Genomic DNA, 23,046 nt, shown 5'->3' with positions numbered 1-23,046 from the left:
GGTACCGGCGCCTTCCCGTTCCGTTCCCGGAGCGGGCCGGGAGCGGGACGGGAAAGCGGCGCGGATGCTCTGCTGCCATGACGACTCATCAGCCCTTCGTGCTCGCCGCCGGACCGGCCCTGCCCGAGACCACCGAGCGCGTCCCCGCCACGGTGCTGAGCCGGGCCGAGCGCCACCCCGACCGTCCCGCCGTCATCTGCGGTGACCGGACGCTCAGCTACCGCGCCCTGGCGCTCGCGGCCCGGGCGACCGCCGCCGCGATCGAGGCGCACCCGGCCGGCCCGGCCAGCCGCCGGATCGGCGTGCGGGCCTCCCGCAGCGAGCTCACTGTCGCCCAGGTGCTCGGCACCTGGCTGAGCGGACGCTCCGCCGTGCTGGTCAACCCGCAGGCCCCGGAGCAGGCCCTGGCCCACATCCGCTCCTCCACCGGTCTGCTGCTGACCGCCGACCCCGACGCCGACACCCTGCTGCACCACCCGCTCCCGGCGGGCACCCCGCTCCCCGAGCCCACCCCGGCCCAGGAGGCCTACGTCCTCCACACCTCCGGCTCGACCGGCCGCCCCAAGGGCGTCTCGGTCTCCCACCCCAACCTGACCGCCTCCAACTCGGCCCGTCTGACGGCCTACCAGGAGTTCGGCACCCCGGTCTTCCTGCTGCTCTCGCCCTTCCACTTCGACTCCTCGGTGGCCGGGGTCTGGGGCACCCTGGCGGCCGGCGGCACGCTGGTGGTGGCGGACGAGCAGGAGCGCCGGGACCCGGGTGCCCTGCTCGGGCGGATCGCCCGGCACGGCGTCACCCACCTGCTCACGGTGCCCGGCTTCCACGCCGAGCTGCTCGCCTCCTGGGCCCAGCACCCGGACGCCGCCGAGCTGTTGGCCACCCTCCGGGTGCTGGTCAGCGCGGGCGAGGCACTGCCGCAGTCGGTGATCGAGCAGCACTTCGCCCTGCTGCCGGGGGTGGCGCTGGCCAACGAGTACGGCCCCACCGAGTGCACCGTCTGGTCCACCTACCGGATCTACCGCCGCCCGGCCCGCTCCACCATCGGCTTCCCGATCCCCGGCACCGAGCTGCACCTGCTGGACGACCAGCTCCGGCCGGTCGGCCCCGGCGAGACCGGCCAGATCGCCGTCTCCGGCCCCGGCGTGGCCTTCGGCTACGTCGGCGACCGCCGCCGCACCGCCGAGGTCTTCGTCGAACTGGCCGCCCCCTGCGGGCGGGTGAGCCGCGCCTACCTCACCGGCGACCTGGGCCGCTGGACCGACGAAGAGGGCCTGGAGTTCCTCGGCCGGGTGGACAACGAGGTGAAGGTCCGCGGCGTGCGGATCACCATCGAGGCCGTCGAGGAGGCCCTCGCCGCCCACCCCGGCGTCCGGGCGGTCGCCGTCGCCCACGACGCCGCCACCTCCACCCTGGCCGCCTTCGTGGTGCCGCTGCCGGGCAGCGCCCCCGACGCCGCGTCGGTGCGCCGCACCGGCGAGCTCGCCCTCGGACCGGCCGGGATCCCCGACCGGGTGCGGTTCGTGACGGTCCTTCCGCGCACCGCCCACGACAAGGTGGACCGGGCCGCGCTGCTCGCCGACCTCGCGGCGGAGGGCGCGGCGGCCGCGGACGGGAACGGGGCGCAGCCGGACGGCCTGGCCGGGCAGGTCGCCCGGGTCTGGGCCGAACTGCTGGGCACCGGCGTGACCCGGGACTGCCCGCAGACCTTCTTCGAGCTCGGCGGCAACTCGCTCACCGTCCTGAGGCTCACCCGCGCTCTCGGCAAGCTCGCCGGCCACCCGGTCGGCGTCGCCGACGTGTACCGCTGCGCCACCCTCGACCAGCAGGTCGAGCTGCTCTCCCGGGTCTGACACCGCACCGCCGCCCGGGCGCCCACCTCCCCTTCCGCGCTACCGATGGGCCAGACGTGACGTCAACCACCTCCCCCACCCGCGCCGTTCGGCGGATCACCCCCGACACCACCGCCGAGGCCACTGTCGAGGCCACGGCCGAGGTCGGCGCCCCGGCCGTGCTCTGCTTCCCGCACGCCGGAGGCTCCGCCTCCTTCTTCCGGCCCTGGCAGTCCCTCTTCGAGGGCGTCCGGGTGCACGCCGTCCAGTACCCGGGCCGCGAGGACCGGATCGCCGACCCGGCCCCGGCCGCCCTCACCGAGCTGGCCGAGCAGATCGCCGCCGAGGTGCTGGCCGGCCCGGTCCGCTACTCGGTGCTCTTCGGCCACAGCATGGGCGCCTACCTGGCCTTCGAGGTCACCCGGCGGCTGGAGTCGGCCGGCGTGCCGGTGCCGCTGCTGGTGGTCTCCTCGGCCGCCGCCCCCGGGCTGCGCCCGCCGGTGCCGTTCAGCTCCACCGAGGACGTGCTCGCCTACCTGGAGGGCTACGAGCCGCTCAGCCCGGAGATCCGCGAGGACGCCGAACTGCTGGAGCTGCTGCTCGGCTACATCAAGGAGGACCTGCGGCTGGTCGCCCACTACCGCGAGCACGTCGGCCGCACCGTCCGCGCCCGGGTCGTCGCCGTCTCCGGCCGGGACGACGTGCCCGGCATCCGGGCCGGCCAGTCCGCCTGGCGCGAGCACACCTCCGGCCGCTTCTCCACCGTCACCGCCGAGGGCGGCCACTTCTACCTGCGCACCGCTCCCCCGGTCGCCCTGCTCGCGGGCGCACTCGGCGTGGCGGCCCGGGAAAGCGCCTTCCCGCGCGTGTCTTCAACCGCCTCCCCCGCCTCCCCCGCCTCCCCCGCCGCCTCGGGCTGCCCGATGGGCTTCGGGGCCGCCGCAATCGGACCGGCCGCGCTCGCACCGGCCACGGTGGGACCGGACGCGCTCACCGACGGCCTGACCTACCGTCAGGGCAACCCGTACGAGACCTGGGCCCGGATGCGCGAGCAGGAGCCGGTGCGCTGGCACGAGCCCGGCCTCTTCCCCGGCTTCTGGTCGCTCACCCGGTACGAGGACATCCGCGAGGTGCTGCGCGACGCGGAGACCTTCAGCTCCGCCTCCGGCATCCTGCTCCGCCCGCTGGCACAGGGCCAGGACCCGGGCAGCGGCCGCACCCTGGCCCTCTCCGACCCGCCCCGCCACTCCCTGCTGCGCGGCGCCATCGCCGACCGCTTCGCCCCGCGCCACCTGCGCACGCTGGGCGGCTTCCTGGACGTCTCGGCCAGGGCCGCCGTCGGCGCGGCGCTCGCCGCCGGGCAGGCCGACTTCGTCACCGAGGTCGCCGCCCGCGTCCCGCTGGACGTGGTCTGCGCCTTCCTCGACATCCCGGACGAGGACCGGCCCTCGATCGTCACCTGGTCCACCGACGCGTTCTGCGCCGGCAGCGCCGAGGAGCGCAGCCTCGCCCACCTCCAGATCCTCGACTACTTCACCGACCTGGTGGAGCAGCGCCGGGCCGAGCCCGGTGACGACCTGGTCAGCACCCTGGCCACGCTCCGGCTGGACGGCGAACCGCTGCCCCTGGAGGACGTGGTGCTCAACTGCGACAACCTGCTGGTCGGCGGCACCGAGAACGTCCGGCTGGCGATGTCCGGCGGGATGCTCGCCCTGTTGGAGCACCCCGAGCAGTGGGCCGCGCTGCGCGCCGACTTCGACGCCCTGGCCCCGGCCGCCGTGGAGGAGATCCTGCGCTGGACCTCCAGCGCCACCCACCTGCTGCGCCGGGCCACCCGGGACGTCCTCGTCGGCGGGCAGACCGTCCGGGCCGGCGAGCTGGTGGTCTGCTGGCTCACCTCCGCGGCCCGGGACGGGGCGCAGTTCGACTCCCCCGACACCTTCGACCTGCGGCGCACCCCGAACCGCCACCTGGCGCTCGGCGCCGGTCCGCACTACTGCGTCGGCACCCAGCTGGCCAAGCTGGAGATCCTCGCGGTGCTGCGCGAGTTCTGCGCCCAGGTGGAGTCGGTCGAACTGGCCGGGGAGCCCGAGTACCTGGACTCCATCGTGGTCAACGGCCTGCGCCGCCTGCCGCTGCGGCTGAGCTGATCCCGCGACCTGACGTCGTGCCGACCGTGACCTGACCGGACCTGACAGAGCGTCGACGGGGCTGATGACAGGGCCCCGGGCCCGGCGGATCGTGGAGACCGAAGCGTTCCTGACGACGACGGCCTGGCGGTCGGCTCCCCTACTGGCACGGGGAGCACCCGCCAGGCCGTCGGCGTTCACGGACCGGCGGCGGCCCGGCAGCCGTTCGCCCGCGCCGCCCATCCCCCTCCGCCGGGCCTCCGGACGCGCACACCCGCACCTTGCACGAACTCCCGCATCTTCGCAGGTCAGGGGCGTCTTAACGGAGGTGAAAACCGTCATCAGCGCAGCCTTTGCACAACCCCCCAGGGGTAGGTTTCACTTCCTCCGACCGCGCACACCGAACACGAGCACGAGGGGGCACGGACATGACGAAGGGTCATGAGCACGACCACAGCCACGGCCACGCCGGCGGCCACGGCGGGCACGGCGGCCACGGCGGCCACTCGCACGGGGTCTCCGCCGACGCGGACCGTCGCTGGCTCGGCATCGCGCTCGCCCTGATCACCGTCTTCCTGGCGGTCGAGACCGTCATAGGCGTGGTGTCCGGCTCGCTCGCCCTGCTGTCGGACGCCGCGCACATGCTCACCGACGCCTTCTCCATCGTGCTGGCCCTGGTGGCCATGCGGCTCGCGGCCCGGCCTGCCCGGGGCGGCTTCACCTACGGGCTCAAGCGGGCCGAGATCCTCTCCGCCCAGATCAACGGGCTGACGCTGATCCTGCTCGGCGCCTGGCTCGCCTACGAGGCGGTCTCGCGTCTGATCAGCCCGCCCGAGGTCGAGGGCGGTCTGGTCGTCGTCACCGCGCTGGCGGGCATCGTGGTCAACATCGCCGCCGCCTGGTGCATCTCCAAGGCCAACCGGAGCTCGCTCAACGTCGAGGGCGCCTACCAGCACATCCTCAACGACCTCTACGGCTTCATCGCCACCGCCGTGTCCGGCGTCATCGTGCTCACCACCGGCTGGGCCCGGGCCGACTCGATCGTGACCCTGATCGTGGTCGCGCTGATGTTCAAGGCGGGCTGGGGCCTGCTGCGCGAGTCCGGCCGGATCTTCCTGGAGGCCGCTCCGGCCGGGGTGGAACCGGACCGGATCGGCGACGCGCTCGCCTCCCACCACGGGGTCAGCGAGGTGCACGACCTCCACGTCTGGGCCATCACCTCGGGCCAACCGGCCCTCTCCGCCCACGTGTTGGTCGCCCCGGACCAGGACTGCCACGCCGTCCGCCGCGACCTGGAGCACGAGCTCGCCCACGACCACGGCATCACCCACACCACCCTCCAGGTCGACCACGCTCCCCAGCGGGTGCTCAGCCTGACCGCCGCGGCGCCCGGCCCGGCCGCCGGCCACTGCGCCGAGCCGCACGGCCCCGTCCACCACGACGGACCCCACGAGCACTGACCGGTCGTCCACGTGCGATGCTGCGTCACGGCGCAGCAGGACCTGACCACCGCGTGCCCGGCGGGCGGCACCTGCCCGCCCCGACGCGCGAGGAGCACCCCGCACCATGACCACCGCCACGGCCACACCCGCCACCGAGCACACGCCGGCCCGGCCCTCCTCGCGGCCCGGCCGGCGCCTCCTCCCCGGCCTCCCGGGAGCGGCCCGGCTCCGACTGCTCCTCGCGCCGCTCGGCGGCCTGCTCACCGCCGCCGCCTTCCCTCCCCTCGGCCTGTGGCCGCTCGCGGTGCTGGGCCCCGCGCTGCTGCTCGCGGCCGTCCGCGGCGTCCGGGCCCGGACGGCCTTCCTGGCCGGCACCGCGTACGGGCTCGCCTTCTTCGGGCCGATGCTGCTCTGGCTGCGCAACCTGGGCGCCGCCCCCTGGATCGGCCTGACGCTGGCCCAGGCGCTGCTCTGGGGGCTGCTCGCCATCGGGCTGCCCGCGCTGTGGCGGCTGCGCGGCGCCCCGTTCTGGGTGGCCTGCTGGTGGGTGGCGGCCGAGGCGGTGCGCTCCCGCTTCCCGCTCGGCGGGTTCCCCTGGGGGCGGCTGGCCTTCAGCCAGGCCGACGCGCCGACCCTGGGCTGGGTCTCGGTCCTCGGCGCCCCCGGCCTCGGCGGGCTGCTCGCGTTCACGGCGGCCTGCCTGGCCCTGCTGCTCACCGCCCGGGGCCGGGGCCGCGGCCTGCTGCGCCGGGCCGTCGGCTCCGCCGCCACCGTGGCGACCGCACTCTCCGGACTCCTACTGCTGCCCTCCGCCACCGGCGGCCCGAGCGCCACGGTGGCCGCCGTCCAGGGCAACGTCCCGCGCGAGCGCACCCTCGCCGAGCAGGCCCGGGTCCGGCAGGTGACGGCCAATCACGTCGCGGCCACCGACCGGCTCGCCGAGGAGGTCCGCTCCGGCCGCCTCCCCACCCCGGACCTGGTGGTCTGGCCCGAGAACTCCACCGACACCGACCCCCGCCCGGACCGCCTGCTCTCCGGCCAGATCGGCCGCGCCGTCGACCGTCTCGGCGTCCCGGTCCTGGTCGGTGCCATCCTCGACGGCCCGGACGGCCGGATCCGCAACGCCGGCCTGCTCTGGCGCCCCGTCAGCGGCCCGGGCGAGTGGTACGCCAAGCAGCACCTGGTGCCCTTCGGCGAGTACATCCCGCTGCGCGACACCATCGGCGGCCTCGGCGACCTCCAGCTGATCCCCCGTGACTTCGTCCCGGGCACCGGCCCCGCCGTCTTCCGGGTCGGCCCCGTCACCCTCGCCGACTCCATCTGCTACGAGGTCGGCTACGACTCCCAGGTCCGCGACGCGGTCCGGGCGGGCGCCAACCTCCTCGCCGTCCAGACCAACAACGCCACCTACATGCGCGACGGCTCCCTCGGCGAACCCCTCCAGCAACTGGCCATCGCCCGGGTCCGCGCCGTCGAACACGACCGCTCCGTGGTCCTCGCCTCCACCACCGGCATCAGCGCCACCATCACCCCCGACGGCCGCACCACCGCCCGCACCTCCCCCTGGCAGCAGTCCTACCTCGTCGCCGCCCTCCCCCTCCGCACCACCACGACCCCCGCCGCCCACCTCGGCCCCTGGCCCGAGGCCCTCCTCACCGCCCTCGCGGCCGGCGCCCTCCTCCTCCCGCCCCTGCGCCGCACCCTCGCCACCGGCCGCCGGCCCCGCCCGGCGAACGGGGCACCGGACTCCGACCAGTGACCTCTTCCCTCTGACCACTGACATCAGCCGCAGAACCTGAACGCCCGCTCAGGCGGCGCGGCGGCGTTCGGGGACGGACATGGTGTCGAAGAGGGCGTTGGCGATGCGGAGTTGGGCCGTGGCCCGGGCGGGTTCGCCGAGGGCGCGCCAGGCGGCGGCGAGGCCGGCGCGGGCGGTGGCGGCTTCCAGGCGGTGACCGATGGATTCGGCACGGGTGAGGGCGCTGCGGTGGAGGGCGAGGGCGCGGCGGGGGGAGCCGCTGCGGCGTTCGACCGCGCCGAGGAGGTTCTCCACGGTGGTGCGGCGGACGTCGGCGCCGTGTTCGCGGATCAGCCGCGCGGCGCGCTCGGCGCATGCGGCCGCGTGGGCGGTGCGGCCGAGGCGCTGGTGGACGTCGGCGGCGACGGCGTGGGCGAGGGCGAGGTTCTCGGGGCGGTGGCGTTCGTCGCCGCGCTCCAGTGCGCGGTCCACCGCCTGCCGGGCGGCGGCGAGTTCGCCGCCGGCCAGCCGGGCCAGGGCCAGGTCGGTGAGGGCGGTGACCTCCTCGCCGTCGGGGCCGAAGCCGCGGCCGAGCCGGACGGCCCGCTCGGCGGCGGCCACGGCCCCGGGGTGGTCGCCGAGCCAGAGCCGCACCGTGCTGAGGGTGCAGCAGGCGAGCCGTTCCTGCCGTTCCCGGTGCTCCCGCCGTTCCTGACGGCCCGTCGCGGCGAGTTCGCCGTAGAGCCGGACGGAGCGCTCCAGGCCGGTGAGCGCCTCCGTCAGCCGTCCCTCGCCGCTGTGCACGAGCGCGAGGAGGTGCAGCGCCGCCGCCTCGCCCTCCGGCTCGCCGAGTTCGCCGGCCAGCCGCAGGGCCTCGGTGGAGACCCGCTCGCCCTCGGCGAAGCGGCCGAGCCTCCAGAGCACGGCGGCCAGGTCGCACAGACCCGCGCGCAGCCCGTGGCGGTCGCCGGAGTTCCGGGCCGCCTCGACCGCCAGACCGGCCACCAGGTGGTGGTCGCCGTGGCGGCCGCGGGCGTCGAGGTGGACGAGCAGGTTGCGGGCCAGTCGGGCGGCGTGCCGGCTCAGGCCGAGCCGGAGCGCCTGTTCCGCCGCCAGCACCAGCGAGTTCTGCTCCCGGTCGAGGAACTCCTCCGCCTCGTCGGGGCCGGCCAGGTCGGGAAGGTGGGCGACGACGGCGTCCTCCCCCGGGCGGACCGGCACCTGCCCGGGGTGGCGGGCGCGGCAGGCGGCGTCGGTGGCGGCCACGTAGTAGTCCAGCAGCCGTACCACGGCGGCCTCCTCCTCGGGCGCGGACACCGGCCCGTCCTGCTCCGCCAGCCGCCGGGCGAACTGCCGCACCAGGTCGTGCAGCGCGTACCGGCCGAGCTCGTGCTGCTCGACCAGGTGGCTGTCCATCAGCTGCTCCAGCAGGTCCTCCGCCTGGTGCGGCCCGAGGCCGAACAGCGCGGCCGCACCGTGGACGTCGATCCCGCCGCCCGGGCAGCGGCCGAGCAGGCGGAGGGCGCGCCGGTGGCCCTCCTCCATCACCTCGTAGGAGAGCCGGACGGCGACCTCCACGCTGCGGTCCCCGGAGCGGAGCTCGTCCAGGCGCCGGGACTCGTCGGCCAGGCGGTCGGCCAGGTGCCGGACGCTCCACAGCGGACGGTTGCGCAGCCGGGCGGCGGCGATCCGCAGGGCGAGCGGCAGGTGCCCGCAGCGCTCGGCCAGTTCGCCGACCGCGTCCGGGTCCTGGCCGGTTCGGTCGGCGCCGAGGGCGGCCGCGAGCAGCCCGGCGCTCTGGCCGGGGGTGAGCAGGCCGAGGGAGACCGCGTCGGATCCGTCCAGGCCGACCAGGCGCCGACGGCTGGCGACCAGGACCCGGCAGCCGGCCGAGGCGGGGAGCAGCGGGCGCACCTGGGCGGCGTCGGCGGCGTTGTCCAGCACCAGCAGCACCCGACGGCCCGTCAGGGCGGAGCGCCAGAGCGCGGAGCGGGCGGCCACGCCCTCCGGCAGCTGCTCGCCGGGGATTCCGAGGCAGCGCAGCAGGGTGCCGAGCACCGCCGCCGGGTCGCAGGGCCGTTCACCGGGGCTGAAGCCGCGCAGGTCGGAGTAGAACTGACCGTCGGGGAAGGACGGAGCCAGCCGGTGGGCGGCCCGCACCACCAGGGCGGTCTTTCCGCTGCCGCCCATGCCGTCCACAGTGAGGATGCGCACGGCACCGTCGGTCCGCACCACCCCTTCGGCCGGCCCCAACCCCTCGGTCAGCCTGGCGAGTTCGGCCTCCCGGCCGGTGAAGTCGGCCAGGTCGTACGGCAGGGTGCACGGGGCCGGAAGCACGGGCGCGGCCGCGACGGCGGGAGCTCCGGCCGCAGCGGACGACCGCGGGGGCTGCGACGGAGAGGCCGGAGCGGGCTCCACCGGCCTCCGGTCGCCGGACACTTCGGGGCTTCCGCGCAGGATGGACTGGTGCAGGCGGCTCAGCTGCTGCCCCGGCTCGACGCCGAGCTCCTCGACCAGCAGGGCCCGGGTGGCCGCGTACTCGGCCAGGGCCTCGGCCCGTCTGCCGGAGCGGTGCAGGGCCAGCATCAGGTGCCCGCGAAAGGTCTCGCGCAGCGGATGCTCCGCACACAACTCCCTTAATTCACCGACCAGTTGCTCGGACTCGCCGAGCGAGAGCCGCAGGTCGAGCAGCTGCCCCACGGCGGCCAGCCGCCGCTCCTCCAGGACGGCCGAGGCGGCCGCGATCACCGAGCCGCCGTGCCCCGCCATCACCGGGCCGCGCCAGAGGGCCAGCGCCCCGCGCAGCCGCTCGGCCGCCTCCGGGAGCCGTTCACCGTCGAGCGCCTCGCGGGCCTGCCGCAGCAGGTGGGTGAACATGCTCAGGTCCAACTGCTCCTGCCCGACCTGGGCCTGGTAGCCGGGGCCGTCGGTGAGCAGCAGCGCGGGGCCGTCGGGGATCCGCTGGCGCAGCTCGGCCACGGCCTTGCGGATCTGGTGCGCGGCGGTCGCGGGCGGGTCCTCCTCCCACGCGGCGGCCACCAGCCGGCTGACGGGCACCATCCGTCCCGGCGACAGCAGCAGCATGGTCAGCACCCGGGCCGGGATCGGCCCGCCGACCCGCAGCCCGGCTCCGCCGAACCGGATCTCCAACGGCCCCAGCACTCCGAAAGCCGGTCGCTCACCCATCGGGCCCCACCGTCCCTTCCGGTACGCTCCGCTCCGGTTCGCCCTGCCAACTCCGCATCGTGACACTCCGTCGGCACGGGACGCGAAGGGCTCGAACAGACTTCCCGACATCGGCCCGCTCCGCCCTCCCCCGTGTGACCACCTCAATCCCGGCGCCGGACGGCGCGGCTGCGTAGGCTGGCGGTGCTTGTCGCTCGTCCGTCGTAAGGAGACACAGAGCATGCCGCAGCAGGTGCAGGGCGTCATCGCGCGCGCCAAGGGTGAGCCGGTCCGGTTGGAGACCATCGTGGTGCCGGACCCGGGGCCGGGCGAGGCGGTGGTGAAGATCCAGGCCTGCGGGGTCTGCCACACCGACCTGCACTACCGGGAGGGCGGGATCGGCGACGAATTCCCGTACCTGCTCGGGCACGAGGCGGCGGGCGTCGTCGAGTCGGTCGGCGAGGGCGTCACCGAGGTGGCCCCGGGTGACTTCGTGGTGCTCAACTGGCGTGCGGTCTGCGGCCACTGTCGCGCCTGCAAGCGCGGTCGCCCGTGGTACTGCTTCGCCACCCACAACGCCAAGCAGAAGATGACGCTGCTGGACGGCACCGAGCTCTCCCCCGCCCTGGGCATCGGCGCGTTCGCCGAGAAGACCCTTGTGGCCGCCGGGCAGTGCACCAAGGTGGACCCGGCCGCCTCCCCGGCCGCCGCCGGCCTGCTCGGCTGCGGCGTGATGGCCGGGCTCGGCGCGGCGGTCAACACCGGCGCGGTCGGCCGCGGCGACACCGTCGCGGTGATCGGCTGCGGCGGGGTGGGCGGCGCGGCGGTGGCCGGCTCGCAGCTGGCCGGGGCGTCCCGGATCATCGCGGTGGACATCGACGACCGCAAGCTGGAGCTGGCCAAGGGCCTGGGCGCCACCCACACCGTCAACTCCCGTTCGACGGACGCCGTGGAGGCGATCCGCGAGCTGACCGGCGGCTTCGGCGCGGACGTGGTGATCGACGCGGTCGGCCGCCCCGAGACGTACAAGCAGGCCTTCTACGCCCGCGACCTGGCGGGAACCGTGGTCCTGGTCGGCGTGCCCACGCCGGAGATGCAGCTCGAACTGCCGCTGCTCGACGTGTTCGGCCGCGGCGGGGCGCTCAAGTCCAGCTGGTACGGCGACTGCCTGCCGGAGCGGGACTTCCCGCTGCTGGTCGACCTCTACCTCCAGGGCCGGCTGGACCTGGACGCCTTCGTCAGCGAGACCATCCCGCTCGACGGCGTCGAGGGCGCCTTCGACCGGATGCACCGCGGCGAGGTGCTGCGTTCGGTGGTGGTCTTCTGATGACCGCGCGCATCGAACGCCTGGTGACCGCCGGGACCTTCTCACTCGACGGCGGCACCTGGGAGGTCGACAACAACGTCTGGCTGGTCGGCGACGACCGGGAGGTGCTGGTGATCGACGCCGCCCACGACGCCGAGGCCATCGCGGCCGCGGTCGGCGACCGCCGGCTGGTGGCCATCGTCTGCACCCACGCCCACGACGACCACGTCGGCGCGGCCCCCGCCCTCGCCGACCGCACCGGCGCCCCGATCCTCCTCCACCCGGCGGACCTCCCGCTCTGGCGCCTCACCCACCCCGACCGCTCCCCCGACGGCGACCTGACCGACGGTCAGGTGCTCTCCGTCGCGGGCACCGACCTGACGGTCCTGCACACCCCGGGCCACGCCCCCGGCGCCGTCTGCCTGCACGCTCCGGAGCTCGGGACCGTCTTCACCGGCGACACCCTCTTCGCGGGCGGTCCCGGCGCCACCGGCCGGTCCTTCTCGGACTTCCCCACCATCATCGACTCCATCACGGACAGCCTCCTCAAGCTGCCCCCGGAGACGGTGGTCCGCACCGGCCACGGCGACACCAGCACCATCGGCGACGAAGCCCCGCACCTCGCGGACTGGATCGCCCGGGGTCACTGACCCTTCGCCCCCTGACGCGGCGCCGGGCGAGCGGCCCGGCCGTTCCCCCGGCGCCGCGTCCGCCGTCCGGATCAGCAGTAGTTCTCGATGTAGAGCAGGCGGCGGCTCGGCTCGGCACGGAACTCGTGGGCCAGGTAGCGGCCGTAGGAACCGATGCCGCCGGGGCCGAAGTACTCGCGCTTGATCCGCTCCCAGACCTCGGGGCGCTCGGCGTCGGCGACCTGCAAGGGGACGAGGCCACCCATGTCGCCCCAGACGACGGACACCGCCGCATCCCTGATCAGCCGTCGGACGACCCGCAGGTCCAGGCCCTTGCGATGGAGCACCCACCGCGTGCCCTGGTCGTCCACGAGCGACACCGGGCCCTTCATGCTGCCGGGGTTCGTCGAGAAGTGCTCCACCGCCCGAGTCTCCCAGATCCACGCGGCACGATCAGCGGGTGTTCCTGTCGGAGCCGTTCCGTAGGCTGCCGCGCATGAGCATGAACGGCGAGTACCTGCGCGTCACCCCGGAGGAGCTGGCCCGGGCCCTGGAGGACCCGGAGTGGGCCTGGGACTTCGCCGACGAGGCCCAGGACCGGAGCGCGGAGGAGGACGGGGGACGGTTCTTCAGCACCGACCGCGCCTGGGACCTGCTCGGGTTCCTGCTGAAGCGCTCGGGCTTCCCGGTGGACGTGGTGCACGGCGAGGAGTCGATGCCCGGGGCCGAGGACTGGGGCTACGGGCCGCCGCGCCACCTGACCGTCGCTCAGGTGCGGTCGGCCGCCGAGGGGCTGGGGCGGCTGAGCTACGACGAGCTGATCGCGGACGTGGTCCAGGCCGAACTGGACGCCACCGAGATCTACCCGCAGATCGACGACACCGCGTCACTGGACTGGGCCCGGGAGGCCTTCACCCCACTGGTCGACTTCTTCCGCACCGCTGCCTCCGCCGGCCACGCCGTCCTGGTCTGGATCGACTGACCGTCAGATCGTCATACGCCTTGACCAGCAAGGTCGTAGATCGTAATCGCATTCGTGGGCGTTGGCCCGAGGGCGCGCTGCGGGACGTCGCCTTCAGTCCGGACGGGCGGCGGCTCGCCACTGCGGGCACCGATCGGACCGCGCGCCTGTGGGTCGTTCCCTGCTTCTCCCCCGGCCAGCCGGCCACCTTCTCCGCTTCGCCTGGCACGACGGCCGACCCGATACCGTCACCGTGCCCTGCGGTCCCCGCCCACCGGATCGACCACTAACGCCCCGGACCTGCTTGGTTTCAGCATCACCTGGCAGATGATGCTGCAGGCGAATCACAGCGCCACTGCGACGCAACGCCCGCGACCCCCGACGGCCACCTGCACTCTTCGACCTCGCCTGACCACCAACCGGACATCAACCAACCACGCCGAAGCCCTGCCCCGAATACAAGTACCGACAGCCGCAGCCTGGCCAGTAGAGTCCGGCGCCATGATGGCAGCCACTCCCGCATCGCCCGTCCCGGTCTCGCCGACCGGTCTGACCCCGCGGGCCCGGAGGTTCGTCGAGACGGAGGGCGTCCAGGTCTCCCGACAGGACCTCGAACGGTACCGCGACTCCTGGACCGAGCACGGCGTCCCGACCGCGGAGATCGATCGCGCGGTGGCCTACGAGGCGCGATGGGGCGGTCTCGCGCTGCCCCCGGCACCGTTCTACGAGAGCGGGCCCCGCATCCTGGGCGCTGACGTTCCGGAGGGCTCGGCCACCGAGGGCTGGTGGATCCCGGCCGGGGACTCCCGCTGCTCCACGGCCTATGGATTCCTGCTCGGCCCTGACGGCGAGTTCGGCATCCACGGCTACCGTTGGACGCCACTGCACGCCAGCACCGAAGGCTGGGTGGAGTCGCTGGCACTGGCAGCCCACGCGCGCCGCTGGGCCAAGACCGTCACCCGGATCACCGGCGGGGCCGTCGACGCCGTGGACCTCAAGGGCTACGTACCAGTACCCGAAGTACAGGGCCTCACCGACTCCTGGTGGCGGGGCAAGGACTCGCTCATCGCCCTCTACCGGGGCGAGGCCGTCAGCCTGGACGCCCCGCAGTGCCTCGAGGCTCACGTCTACCGCGGCCTCGACCGCCACGGCCTCACCGGCGGGGGCTGACCACCGCGAGCGGGGATCCCCGGTGGCAGCCTCCCCGACCTCGGCATCCGCAGGCATCCCGCGAGCACCTCCGGCACCCCCACATCTGATGACCACCTACCGGCTGAACTGCGACTCGCCCGGCCCCGAGAACGGCTCGATCCAGCTCGGATCACCCGCCCGGATCAGCCGACCCGTGCCGTGACCAACACGGCGGCGAGCTACCAGTCACGGGACAACCTCTAGAGAGGAATCCCCAACGGGCCGTACTCCGGCTCCAGTTCGGCGGCCCAGTGGGCGGCGAAGTCCGGCTGCGTGCCGTCGGCGTCGGTGAAGCCGTACTCGCGGTACAGGCCCCAGGTGGCCAGCGCCCGGCCGGACTTGGCCATCACGTCCGGGTCGGCGGCGAGGGCCGCCACGGCGCGGCCGAGGTAGGCCGGGGTTTCGGAGTGGGCGAAGTTCGGGTCCTTGGCGACGGCGTCGCGCCAGTTCTCCTCGGTGACGCCGAAGTGCTCCAGCAGGGCCTCGGAGCGCAGGAACCCGGGGGTGAGCGCCACCGCAGCGACGCCGTGCGGCTTGAGCTCGGCGGCCTGGGCGACGGCGAGGCGGATGACGGAGGACTTGGCGAGGTCGTAGAAGAAGGAGCCCCGGTAGCGGGCGGTGTTCCCGTCGGTGACCTCGACCACCAGGCCGCTGCCGCGCGCGACCATCAGCGGGAGGGCGTGGCGGCTGGTGATCACGTGGGTCTCGACCGCCTGCCGCAGCAGGCGCAACCCGGTGTCCAAGTCCTGCTCCCAGAGCGGGTGTTCCCAGTCGGTGAGCGGGTCACCGCCCCAGACCGAGTTGACCAGCACGTCCAGCCGCCCGTCCTGCTCGGCGGCGATCCGTTCGACCAGCGCGCGGACCGACGCGGAGTCGGCGTGGTCGACCCGGACCGGGATGCCCAGCCCGCCGGCGGCGGTGACCAGTTCGGCGGTCGCCTCGATCGTCTCCGGCCGGTCCAGCTCCGAACGTCCGCCGCCCGCACTGCTCCGCCCGGTGACGTACACCGTGGCACCGGCCGCGCCGAGTTCGACGGCGATGCCGCGGCCGCCGCCGCGGGTGCCACCGGCCACCAGGGCGACCTTGCCCGCCAGCGGGCGCTGTTCGCTGCTGCTCATGTGTCCTCCTGAGTACGGGGTTCGGTGGTGAGGTACGGGCTGACCAGGGTGCGCAGTTCGCGCGCCAGCCGCTCGGCCAACGGGCCGTCGCGTTCGACCGCCCAGACCAGCCCGGCGCCGGCCGTCACCGCCTGGACCGATCCGGCGAGTGCTCGGGGGTCGGTGCCCTCGCGCAGCTCGCCCGCGAGCCGCGCCTCGGTCAGCAGGGCTTCCACGGCGCCGAGTTGGGCCAGGTGGGCGGTACGGGCGTGCGCGTGCAGCTCGGGGTCGGCGAGGTCGGCGCAGAGCATCGCCAGGTGGTTGGCGAAGCGCTCGGGGGTGTCCATCGGCGCCGTCCAGTCGGCGACCAGGGCGGCCAACGCGCCCAGCAGGTCGCCGTGCTCCGCCCGCACCCGCTCCGGCCGGGCGGCCGCCTCGGCCGCGGAGTGCCGCGCCAAGGCGGCCAGCAGCCCCGCCTTCGAGCCGAAGCGCTGCACCAAGGTGGCCGGCGCCAGCCCGACCTCCCGCGCCACGGCCGCGAGCGTCAGCCCGGACGGTCCGCCGCGCCCGATCACCTCGGTGGCGGCCCGCAGGATCACCTCGTCCGGGATGCCTCTGGGTCGACCGGTCATCCGTACTCCCCGATTAGTAAATGAACGTTCGTTTATTAAAGCAGCCGCGCGTACGCCCCGCAAACCGGCCGCACCCTTGGATACGGTGACCCCATGGCCAACTTCCGCTCGCTGCACTCCCGCAACTCGGCCCTGTCGATCGGATCGGTGGGCTCCGTCCTGTCGATCGGCTCGGTCGGCTCGGTTCTCTCCGTCGGCTCCGTCGGCAGCTTCCTCTCGATCGGTTCGGCCGGCTCCTCCCTGTCCGCCTTCTCCGCCGCCTCCTGGCTGAGCGCCGGCTCCCTGCTCTCCGCCCGCTCCCGCTGCTCGGTGCTCTCCTGGCGCTCCGACCGGGCCGCCCTCGCCACCGGCGCGGCCGCGGCGCTCGGCGTCGCGCTCCTCCTCCGAACCCGAGGCCGCTGACTCCCCGTCAACCTGACTGCGCGTGCTCTCCGTCCGCCAGGACGAGGTCCGCCAGGAGCGGCAGGCACTCCGGGGCCACCTTCGCTAGCTCCGGGAGCACCTGCTCCCACGGCCCGAGGGCCAGCGCCTCGACCAGCAGGGCCCGCCCGCGTTCACCAGTCCCCCACGCCTCGGCGACGGAGGCCAGGGACTTGCCCCGGCGCTCCAGGTCCGTGACGCTCTCGGCGACCGCCAAGGCCGCCTCGGGCTGGCCGGCCCGCGCCATGCCACGGGCGACCAGGGGCTTCGCCCGGTCACACATGACCGGGGAGTCGATCTCGGCCAGCCGCTGCACGGCCTGACCGAAGTCGCCCGCCGCCGCCAGCCCCCCGGCCAGGTACCCGAGGCTCCGTTCGTACTCCATCGCGTCGCCGATGGCGTCGGTCACCGCCGCCGCTCGCGCCAGCTCGCCCGAGTCCACCAGCTTCTCGACCACGGCCGAGAGGAGTTCGGGAATTGCGTCCAACGGCAGGTCCTCGCTCAGGGCCAGCGCCGAATCGACATCCCCTGCCGCCAGGTAGGCACGCGCCGCGCTGTACCGGTCCCAGCCCCTCCGGTACAGCGAGTCACCGGCCTCCGCCAACTCTCCGAGCTGACGAGCCAGTTCGTACGCCTCGCCGAATCTCCCCACTCCTCCGAGTGCCTCGGCCATGGCCGCCAAGGCGCTGGGCCGGTCCACGAGCCGGAGGCTCCCGACCTCCTCGGTCAGGCTCTCCAGCATCCGCTCGGACTCGCCCTCGCTCTGAACGGCATACGACCCTCCGAGTACGTGGGCCAGGTCCATCGCACGACCGAGACCGGCCGCCGCCTCGTCGGCGAGTCCGGCAGCCCGGCGGAGCACGCGGCGCCCGAGGTCGTGATGGCCGGCCCCGCCCAGCACCCGGGCGAGGACGGAGAGCTCCTCGACACTGCCACGAGAGACGACGGAGTCCCTGGCAAGGCTCGTCGCAGCCGCCGCCACCGAGCGGGCCTCCTGGACAAGCCCGGCCGTGCACAGGAAGTCGGCAGTACCGACCAACAGCTCCACCCGGTCCCTCGGCGGGACCCACTCGTCCACCGCGTCCAGCGTCATCTCCGCCAGCGCCCCGCACTCCTCGGTGGCTCCGGCAGCTCCCAGCACGGCGCCGGCGGCGTTGAGCACCGCCACGGCGTCGCGCGGGTCATCGAGGTGCTCCGCCAGCCCGAGGGCGGCGGCCAGGTCCCCATCGGCCGCGACCGCGCACCCGACGAGCGCCCTGGCCCACCCTCGCTCCGCTTCGTCGGCGGGAAAGCGGTCGGCGAGCAGCAGCGCCAGGTCGGCGCGCCCGGCCGCCACCAACGCCGGTGCGACGTCGGCGAAGAGCCACTCCATCTGCTCCGGCTCGGTCACCGTCTCGAACAGCTCGGCCATGGCGACCGCCGTCTCCCGGCCGAGCGCTCCGAGAACCGGATCCGACGAGATCTCCCGTGCGACGATCGCGAGGACGTGTGCGCGACCGGAGGCCCAGTCCCTCGCGTACGCGGTGGCGAGGACCCCGTTCACCAGCTCCGTCGCCCTCTCGACCTCACCCATCCTGCGGAGCACGACCGCCAATGCACACCGGTGTTCGGCCTGGGCCATCACATCGGTCGCGTCGTCCACGGCTTCAAGGGCCGCGGCGGCATACGGCTCGACGGTCACGACGTCGGCGGCTCCCCCGCCGCCGTCTGCTGCCACGAGCGCCTTCAGCGCCCCTAGCAAGGCCTCTGCCCTCTCCTTCCCTGCGGGCATCTCCAGGGCGAACCGCAGGGCGTCGCCGTACCGCCCGGCCTCGGCGAGGCCCAGCACGATCGCGGTGAGGACCCGAGCCCGGTCCTCCGGATCGCCGGCCGCGTCGGCCAGACCGACCGCGTGGCTCAGGTGACCACCGGCCGCGAGCTGCTCCGCCGCTGCCGCGAAGGCGAACGGCCGCTCCACCACGCCCCGTTGTGACCGGGCCAGGCCGACTGCGCGGTCCGCGTCGCCGAGCCGCGCCCACAGGGCGATCAGCCGGTTCGGCAGGTTGACCATCCGGCCGTGCAGCCGATCGCGCGCCACCGCGACAGCCATCGCGGTGCCCACGTCGTGGCGCCCGGTCCGGTGCCCCTCGGCCAGCGTCAGATCCATGGCGGCGGACAGTTCGCCCAGCCCGTGGAAGTCGGATCCGGTCAGCTGCCAGAGCCGCTCGTGCCGGGCCGGGTCGCACACCAGCCGTGCCAGCCGCCGACTCCCTCCCACCTCCTGGAGCAGCTGGGCGTAGCCGCGCAGCAGGTACTCGGGCGTCTCCTCCCGCCACCCCGCCTCCCGGTACGTCTCGGCCCAGGCGTGCAGACGCTCCTGATGGGCCTTCAGCTCCGTCGGCATGACGAGCTCGGCCGCACTCCGCTGGATCTCCTCGTGCGCCAGCAGGTAGGCGTCGGGCCCGTCGGCGCGCCAGGTGGCCGAGCGGCGCCGGAAGCTCCGCCCGTCCACGGCGGAGAGTTCACGCTCGACGAGGCGCGGGCGACTACCCGTCAGCGCGGCCAGGTCCGCTGCGGTCAGCCCACCGCCCGCCGCCACCGTCAGCCCTACGAGCTCCCGGCCGAGGCCGCCCCCGTCGAGCAGTCGCATCAGGTCCCGTTCGGCCAGCGACCGCACGGCCTGCGCGTGGGGTGACGGTGCGAGCCAGTGGTCGATCTCGGTCGAGCGGAGCGGGTGGGCCTGGCCGACGTCTTCGGGCACCGGCGGGTGCGGGCGGCCGGCCACCACGATCCGCATGCCGTGCGCGGGAACCCTGGGGAACAGTGCGGCGATGCTGTGGCTTTCCGGACCCGCCGTCACGCCGCGGTCCTCGTCCAGGCCGTCCACCACCAGGACCAGCCGCCGCCCGCGCTCCGCGCACCGCCGCGCCGCCCGGTCGATCGCGAGCCGCAGCTGCTCGTCCCGGGTGTAGGGGGTGGTGAGCGGTTCCTCCTCGCCCAGCAGCTCGTACAGCTGCCGTTGGACCACCGCACAGAAGGCGGCCGCGTCGTTCTGCGAGGCCATGCGGGAGGTGATGAAGAACGAGACGATGTCGACGCCGGGCGGGGGATCCAGCACCAACTGCGCCAACAGCGCGGACTTTCCGGCCCAGGCGGGCGCCAACCACCTCCAGTAGGAGGAGGCCACCGCCTCGGCCGTGCAGAACGCCGCCAGCTCGGCCAGCTCCGCCTCCCGCCCCCTGAACTCGGCCGCCGCGATATCGCCTACCTGGTGCAGGTAGCCGGACGGCGCGGGGACCCGGATGCCGACGTGCACGTCGCCGTTGATGACCCCGCTGTTGGCCACGGAGGACTGACCCGAGGCCGTCGCACTGCCGGAGCCCTTGACCGCGTGCCCGCCGCGCTCGCGCATTCTCCGGCGCCCTCCGTCACTGCCGTTGCCGTCCACCGGTCGGTCAATCGTAGTGGCGGCGCCGACCCGGATGACGCCCCGTCAGCCCCGTCAGCCCCGTCAGCCCCGTCAGCCCTCTCGGACCCGTCAGTCGGCGGTGGACACCGTCCGCGCGCGCAGGCGCCGGAGCATGCGGGCGTCCTGGAAGCCGACCTCGCGGGCCGCCGCCTCCACCGTGGCGCCCTGGGTGATGAGGTGTTCGGCGCGTTCCACCCGGAGCTCCTGCTGGTAGCGGAGCGGGGTGAGGCCGGTGGCCTGGGTGAAGCGGCGGGTGAGGGTGCGTTCGCTGAGGCCGGCGGTGGTGGCGAGGTCGGTGAGGGTGAGGCGGTCGGCGAAGCCGGCGTCGATCTGGTCCTGGACGCGGTGGACGGAGTCGCTGAGGTGGGAGCGATGGCGCAGGACGGCGCTGGCCTGGGGTTCGTCGCCGTTGCGGCGGGCGTAGACGACCATGTCGCGGGCGACCCGGGCCGCCGCGGCGGGGCCGTGGCGGACGGCCAGCAGGTGAAGGGCGAGGTCGATCCCGCTCGCGATGCCGGCCGAGGTGATCACCCGGTCGTCCTCAACGTAGAGGACGTCGCGCACCACCGTGGTGGCCGGGTAACGGTGGGCGAGCTCCTCCTGGAGCTCGTGGTGGGTGGTGCAGCGGCGGCCGTCCAGCAGGCCGGCCCGGCCGAGGGCGTCGGCGCCCGCGCAGACGCTGGCGACGGTGCCGCCCGCCGCGTGATGGGCCGTCAGGCGGTCCAGGGTGGCCCGGCGCAGCGGCACCTCGACCGAGAGCGAGGCGGAGTGCCAGCCGGGCACCACCACCAGGTCGCCCGCCGCGAGGGCGGGCCACTCGGTGGAGGCGCGCAGGGCGAGGCCCTGGGCGCTGGACACGTCTTCCCGCTCGGCCACGTACCCGGTCCGGTAGCCAAGGCCGAAGTCGGCCGCGGTGGAGAACACCTGAGCGGGGCCGGCGAGGTCCAGCAGGTGCAGGCCGGGGACGAGCAGGAAGACCACCAGCGTCACGATCCGGTCAGCTCCTTCACGGTGGTGACCCGCGCGAAGCGGCCTGCGAGGGCGTACTCGGTGCGGGCGATGATCTCCTCGGTGGACAGCGTACGCGGGTCGGCCAGCACCTCGGCCAGGGTGCGGTCGGCGGGGGCGTCGCGGTGGGCGATCGGGTGGGTCGCGGTCGCGTCGACGACGAAGGTGACCTCGTAGCCGAGGTCGGCGGCGACCCTGGTGGTGGTCTCGCAGCACTGCTCGGTGCGGATGCCGCAGACCGTCAGGTCCCGGATGCCCTGGAGGGTGAGGAGCTGCTGGAGGTTGGTGGTGGTGAAGGCGTTGTGGCTGGTCTTCACGAGCGTGGGCTCGCCGGAGGCGGGGGCCAGGCCGTCGATCAGGCGGACGAAGCCGTTGGCGGGGTCGAAGACGGTGCCGGTATCCGGGTCGGCGTGCAGGACCCAGACCACCAGGTCGCCCTGGGCGCGGGCGTGGTCCACCAGCCGCTCCACCTTGGAGACGATCTCCGGGTCGGAGACGGCGGCCCAGTCCTCGCGCTGCCGGAAGGACTCCTGGACGTCGATGACGATCAGTGCGTTGGTCATGCCTCCATCCTGGCCGCCGGGGAGCGCCGGCTGAAGACACCATCGGGGCCGGATGCGGAACGATCCGGTCATCGGTGGGCGGCATCCGGAGCGTGATTCGGACGAGATCACTCCGGTTCATGACCCCAACGACCAGCCCTGCCGGGGGTGTTGACGCATTGAGGCGGGCATGGCATTTTTCAGCGGCCTGAGTGTGCGCATCCGTTCGTGCGCTCGGCGTTCCCCCACAAGGAGACCCATGTTCAAGGGACTTACCGCCGGGCTCGGCACGGCCGCGATCGTCGCGGGCCTGCTGACCTCGGCCGTCACGCCGGCCCAGGCCGTGCAGGCGGGCGACCTGACCTCCACGATCGCCCTGAGCAACTGCTCGGCCTCGCTGGTGCGTTACCCCTCCTCGGTGTCCACCGACCGCGCGCTGATGCTGACCAACGGCCACTGCCTGCCGAGCATGCCCTCGGCCGGCCAGGTGATCCAGAACCAGACGGCCAGCCGCTCCGGCACCCTGCTCAACGCCTCCGGCGGCTCCCTCGGCACCGTGAACGCCGACAAGGTCCTGTACGCGACCATGACCGGCACCGACGTGGCGCTCTACCAGCTGACCGACACCTTCGCGTCGATCACCTCCAAGTTCGGCGCCACCGCGCTGACGATCGCCGACACGCACCCGGTCAACGGTTCGTCGATGTTCATACCGTCGGGTTACTGGAAGCAGACCTGGAACTGCTCGATCAACGGCTTCGTGGGCACCCTGCGCGAGGACCAGTGGACCTGGCAGGACTCGATCCGCTACAGCGCGGGCTGCAACACCACGCACGGCACCTCGGGCTCGCCGATCGTCGACGCCACCAGCAAGCAGGTGGTCGGCATCAACAACACCGGCAACGACGACGGCGCCATGTGCACCCTGAACAACCCCTGCGAGGTGAACGCGGACGGCACCACCACCGCCACCAAGGGCCAGAGCTACGGCCAGGAGGTGTACTGGTTCACCACCTGCCTGGGCACCAACCGCGCCATCGACCTGAGCGTCAGCGGCTGCCTGCTCACCAAGCCGGCCGGGACCTCCCCGACCGTCACCAACCCGGGCAACCAGACCACCGCCCTGAACGGTGCCGTGGACCTCCAGATCAGCGCGACCGGCGGCACCGCCCCGCTGACCTTCTCGGCCACCGGCCTGCCGGCCGGCCTGACCATCTCCTCCTCCGGCCGGATCACCGGCACCGTCACCACGGCCGGCAGCTCCAACGTCACCGTGACCGCCAAGGACGCGGGCAACCGCACCGGCTCCACCAGCTTCTCCTGGACCGTCAACGGCGGTGGCGGCGGCACCTGCACCCCGGCGCAGCTGCTCGGCAACGCGGGCTTCGAGTCCGGCAACACCAGCTGGACCATCACCTCGGGCGTGATCGACAGCGGCACCAGCAAGCCCGCCCGCACCGGCTCCTACAAGGCCTGGCTGAACGGCTACGGCTCCTCGCACACCGACAG

The 23,046-nt window shown here is 74.1% G+C and carries 18 protein-coding genes; 11 read left to right on the top strand and 7 right to left on the bottom strand.

Annotation, left to right across the window (positions count from 1 at the left end):
* Positions 1-77 precede the first annotated feature (77 nt).
* From ACWEPF_RS33250 to lnt, 4 genes are all read left to right on the top strand, one after another.
* The gene (locus ACWEPF_RS33250; RefSeq protein WP_452175517.1) at positions 78-1,850 is read left to right on the top strand and encodes a non-ribosomal peptide synthetase; all 1,773 of its coding nucleotides are present in this window, start codon (positions 78-80) and stop codon (positions 1,848-1,850) included.
* A 56-nt stretch (positions 1,851-1,906) separates the two neighbouring features.
* Positions 1,907-3,979 carry a cytochrome P450 gene (locus ACWEPF_RS33245; RefSeq protein WP_452175516.1) on the top strand — a complete coding sequence of 691 codons (2,073 nt, stop codon included), beginning with the start codon at positions 1,907-1,909 and terminating at the stop codon, positions 3,977-3,979.
* 407 nt (positions 3,980-4,386) lie between these two features.
* Positions 4,387-5,418, top strand: coding sequence for a cation diffusion facilitator family transporter (locus ACWEPF_RS33240; RefSeq protein WP_452175515.1), 1,032 nt, complete (start codon positions 4,387-4,389; stop codon positions 5,416-5,418).
* Positions 5,419-5,524: 106 nt separating this feature from the next.
* Positions 5,525-7,159 carry an apolipoprotein N-acyltransferase gene (lnt, locus tag ACWEPF_RS33235; RefSeq protein ID WP_452175514.1) on the top strand — a complete coding sequence of 545 codons (1,635 nt, stop codon included), beginning with the start codon at positions 5,525-5,527 and terminating at the stop codon, positions 7,157-7,159.
* A 48-nt stretch (positions 7,160-7,207) separates the two neighbouring features.
* Here lnt and ACWEPF_RS33230 read toward each other — a convergent pair whose 3' ends face one another.
* Positions 7,208-10,324, bottom strand: a complete 3,117-nt coding sequence (locus ACWEPF_RS33230; RefSeq protein ID WP_452175513.1) for an AfsR/SARP family transcriptional regulator — start codon at positions 10,322-10,324, stop codon at positions 7,208-7,210.
* 220 nt (positions 10,325-10,544) lie between these two features.
* Here ACWEPF_RS33230 and ACWEPF_RS33225 point away from each other — a divergent pair, with 220 nt between their 5' ends.
* Together ACWEPF_RS33225 and ACWEPF_RS33220 are read left to right on the top strand one after the other, a co-directional pair.
* On the top strand, positions 10,545-11,630 hold the full coding sequence (locus ACWEPF_RS33225; RefSeq protein WP_452175512.1) for an S-(hydroxymethyl)mycothiol dehydrogenase: 1,086 nt from the start codon (positions 10,545-10,547) through the stop codon (positions 11,628-11,630).
* Complete coding sequence (locus ACWEPF_RS33220) at positions 11,630-12,259, top strand: MBL fold metallo-hydrolase (RefSeq protein WP_452175511.1); 630 nt, start codon at positions 11,630-11,632, stop codon at positions 12,257-12,259. The genes ACWEPF_RS33225 and ACWEPF_RS33220 overlap by 1 nt, the downstream gene beginning before the upstream one ends.
* 71 nt (positions 12,260-12,330) lie before the next feature.
* On the opposite strand, the gene ACWEPF_RS33215 is transcribed toward ACWEPF_RS33220, so the two are convergent.
* A complete protein-coding gene (locus tag ACWEPF_RS33215) occupies positions 12,331-12,660 on the bottom strand; it encodes a hypothetical protein (RefSeq protein ID WP_452175510.1) in 330 nt (109 codons plus the stop codon).
* A gap of 74 nt (positions 12,661-12,734) precedes the next feature.
* Between ACWEPF_RS33215 and ACWEPF_RS33210 the strand changes: the two genes are divergently transcribed.
* The 3 genes from ACWEPF_RS33210 (at position 12,735) to ACWEPF_RS33200 (ending at position 14,369) form a co-directional block, all read left to right on the top strand.
* The gene (locus ACWEPF_RS33210) at positions 12,735-13,220 is read left to right on the top strand and encodes a YfbM family protein (protein WP_452175509.1); all 486 of its coding nucleotides are present in this window, start codon (positions 12,735-12,737) and stop codon (positions 13,218-13,220) included.
* Between the two features lie 20 nt (positions 13,221-13,240).
* Positions 13,241-13,489, top strand: a complete 249-nt coding sequence (locus ACWEPF_RS33205; RefSeq protein WP_452175508.1) for a hypothetical protein — start codon at positions 13,241-13,243, stop codon at positions 13,487-13,489.
* A 214-nt stretch (positions 13,490-13,703) separates the two neighbouring features.
* Positions 13,704-14,369: a hypothetical protein gene (locus ACWEPF_RS33200; RefSeq protein ID WP_452175527.1), complete on the top strand. Its 666-nt coding sequence runs from the start codon at positions 13,704-13,706 to the stop codon at positions 14,367-14,369.
* Between the two features lie 221 nt (positions 14,370-14,590).
* On the opposite strand, the gene ACWEPF_RS33195 is transcribed toward ACWEPF_RS33200, so the two are convergent.
* Positions 14,591-15,508 (bottom strand): SDR family oxidoreductase, encoded by a 918-nt coding sequence (locus ACWEPF_RS33195; protein ID WP_452175507.1) that lies wholly within the window; start codon positions 15,506-15,508, stop codon positions 14,591-14,593.
* On the bottom strand, positions 15,505-16,119 hold the full coding sequence (locus ACWEPF_RS33190; protein WP_452175506.1) for a TetR/AcrR family transcriptional regulator: 615 nt from the start codon (positions 16,117-16,119) through the stop codon (positions 15,505-15,507). The genes ACWEPF_RS33195 and ACWEPF_RS33190 overlap by 4 nt, the downstream gene beginning before the upstream one ends.
* Positions 16,120-16,212: 93 nt before the next feature.
* On the opposite strand from ACWEPF_RS33190, the gene ACWEPF_RS33185 reads away from it, so the two are divergent.
* Positions 16,213-16,521: a hypothetical protein gene (locus tag ACWEPF_RS33185; protein ID WP_452175505.1), complete on the top strand. Its 309-nt coding sequence runs from the start codon at positions 16,213-16,215 to the stop codon at positions 16,519-16,521.
* Positions 16,522-16,528: 7 nt separating this feature from the next.
* Here ACWEPF_RS33185 and ACWEPF_RS33180 read toward each other — a convergent pair whose 3' ends face one another.
* From ACWEPF_RS33180 to ACWEPF_RS33170, 3 genes are all read right to left on the bottom strand, one after another.
* Entirely contained in the window at positions 16,529-19,930 is a 3,402-nt protein-coding gene (locus ACWEPF_RS33180) for a hypothetical protein (RefSeq protein WP_452175504.1), read from the bottom strand.
* Between the two features lie 126 nt (positions 19,931-20,056).
* The gene (locus ACWEPF_RS33175; RefSeq protein WP_452175503.1) at positions 20,057-20,977 is read right to left on the bottom strand and encodes a GlxA family transcriptional regulator; all 921 of its coding nucleotides are present in this window, start codon (positions 20,975-20,977) and stop codon (positions 20,057-20,059) included.
* On the bottom strand, positions 20,974-21,558 hold the full coding sequence (locus ACWEPF_RS33170; RefSeq protein ID WP_452175502.1) for a cysteine hydrolase family protein: 585 nt from the start codon (positions 21,556-21,558) through the stop codon (positions 20,974-20,976). Before ACWEPF_RS33170 ends, ACWEPF_RS33175 begins: the two co-directional genes overlap by 4 nt.
* 238 nt (positions 21,559-21,796) lie before the next feature.
* Here ACWEPF_RS33170 and ACWEPF_RS33165 point away from each other — a divergent pair.
* The coding region (locus ACWEPF_RS33165) for a putative Ig domain-containing protein (protein WP_452175501.1) at positions 21,797-23,046 on the top strand (1,250 nt) is incomplete at its 3' end.

Source organism: Kitasatospora sp. NPDC004289 (assembly GCF_053602875.1).
The sequence above is the reverse complement of the archived record's forward strand: the minus strand, read 5'-3'. Positions and strand labels throughout refer to the sequence as shown.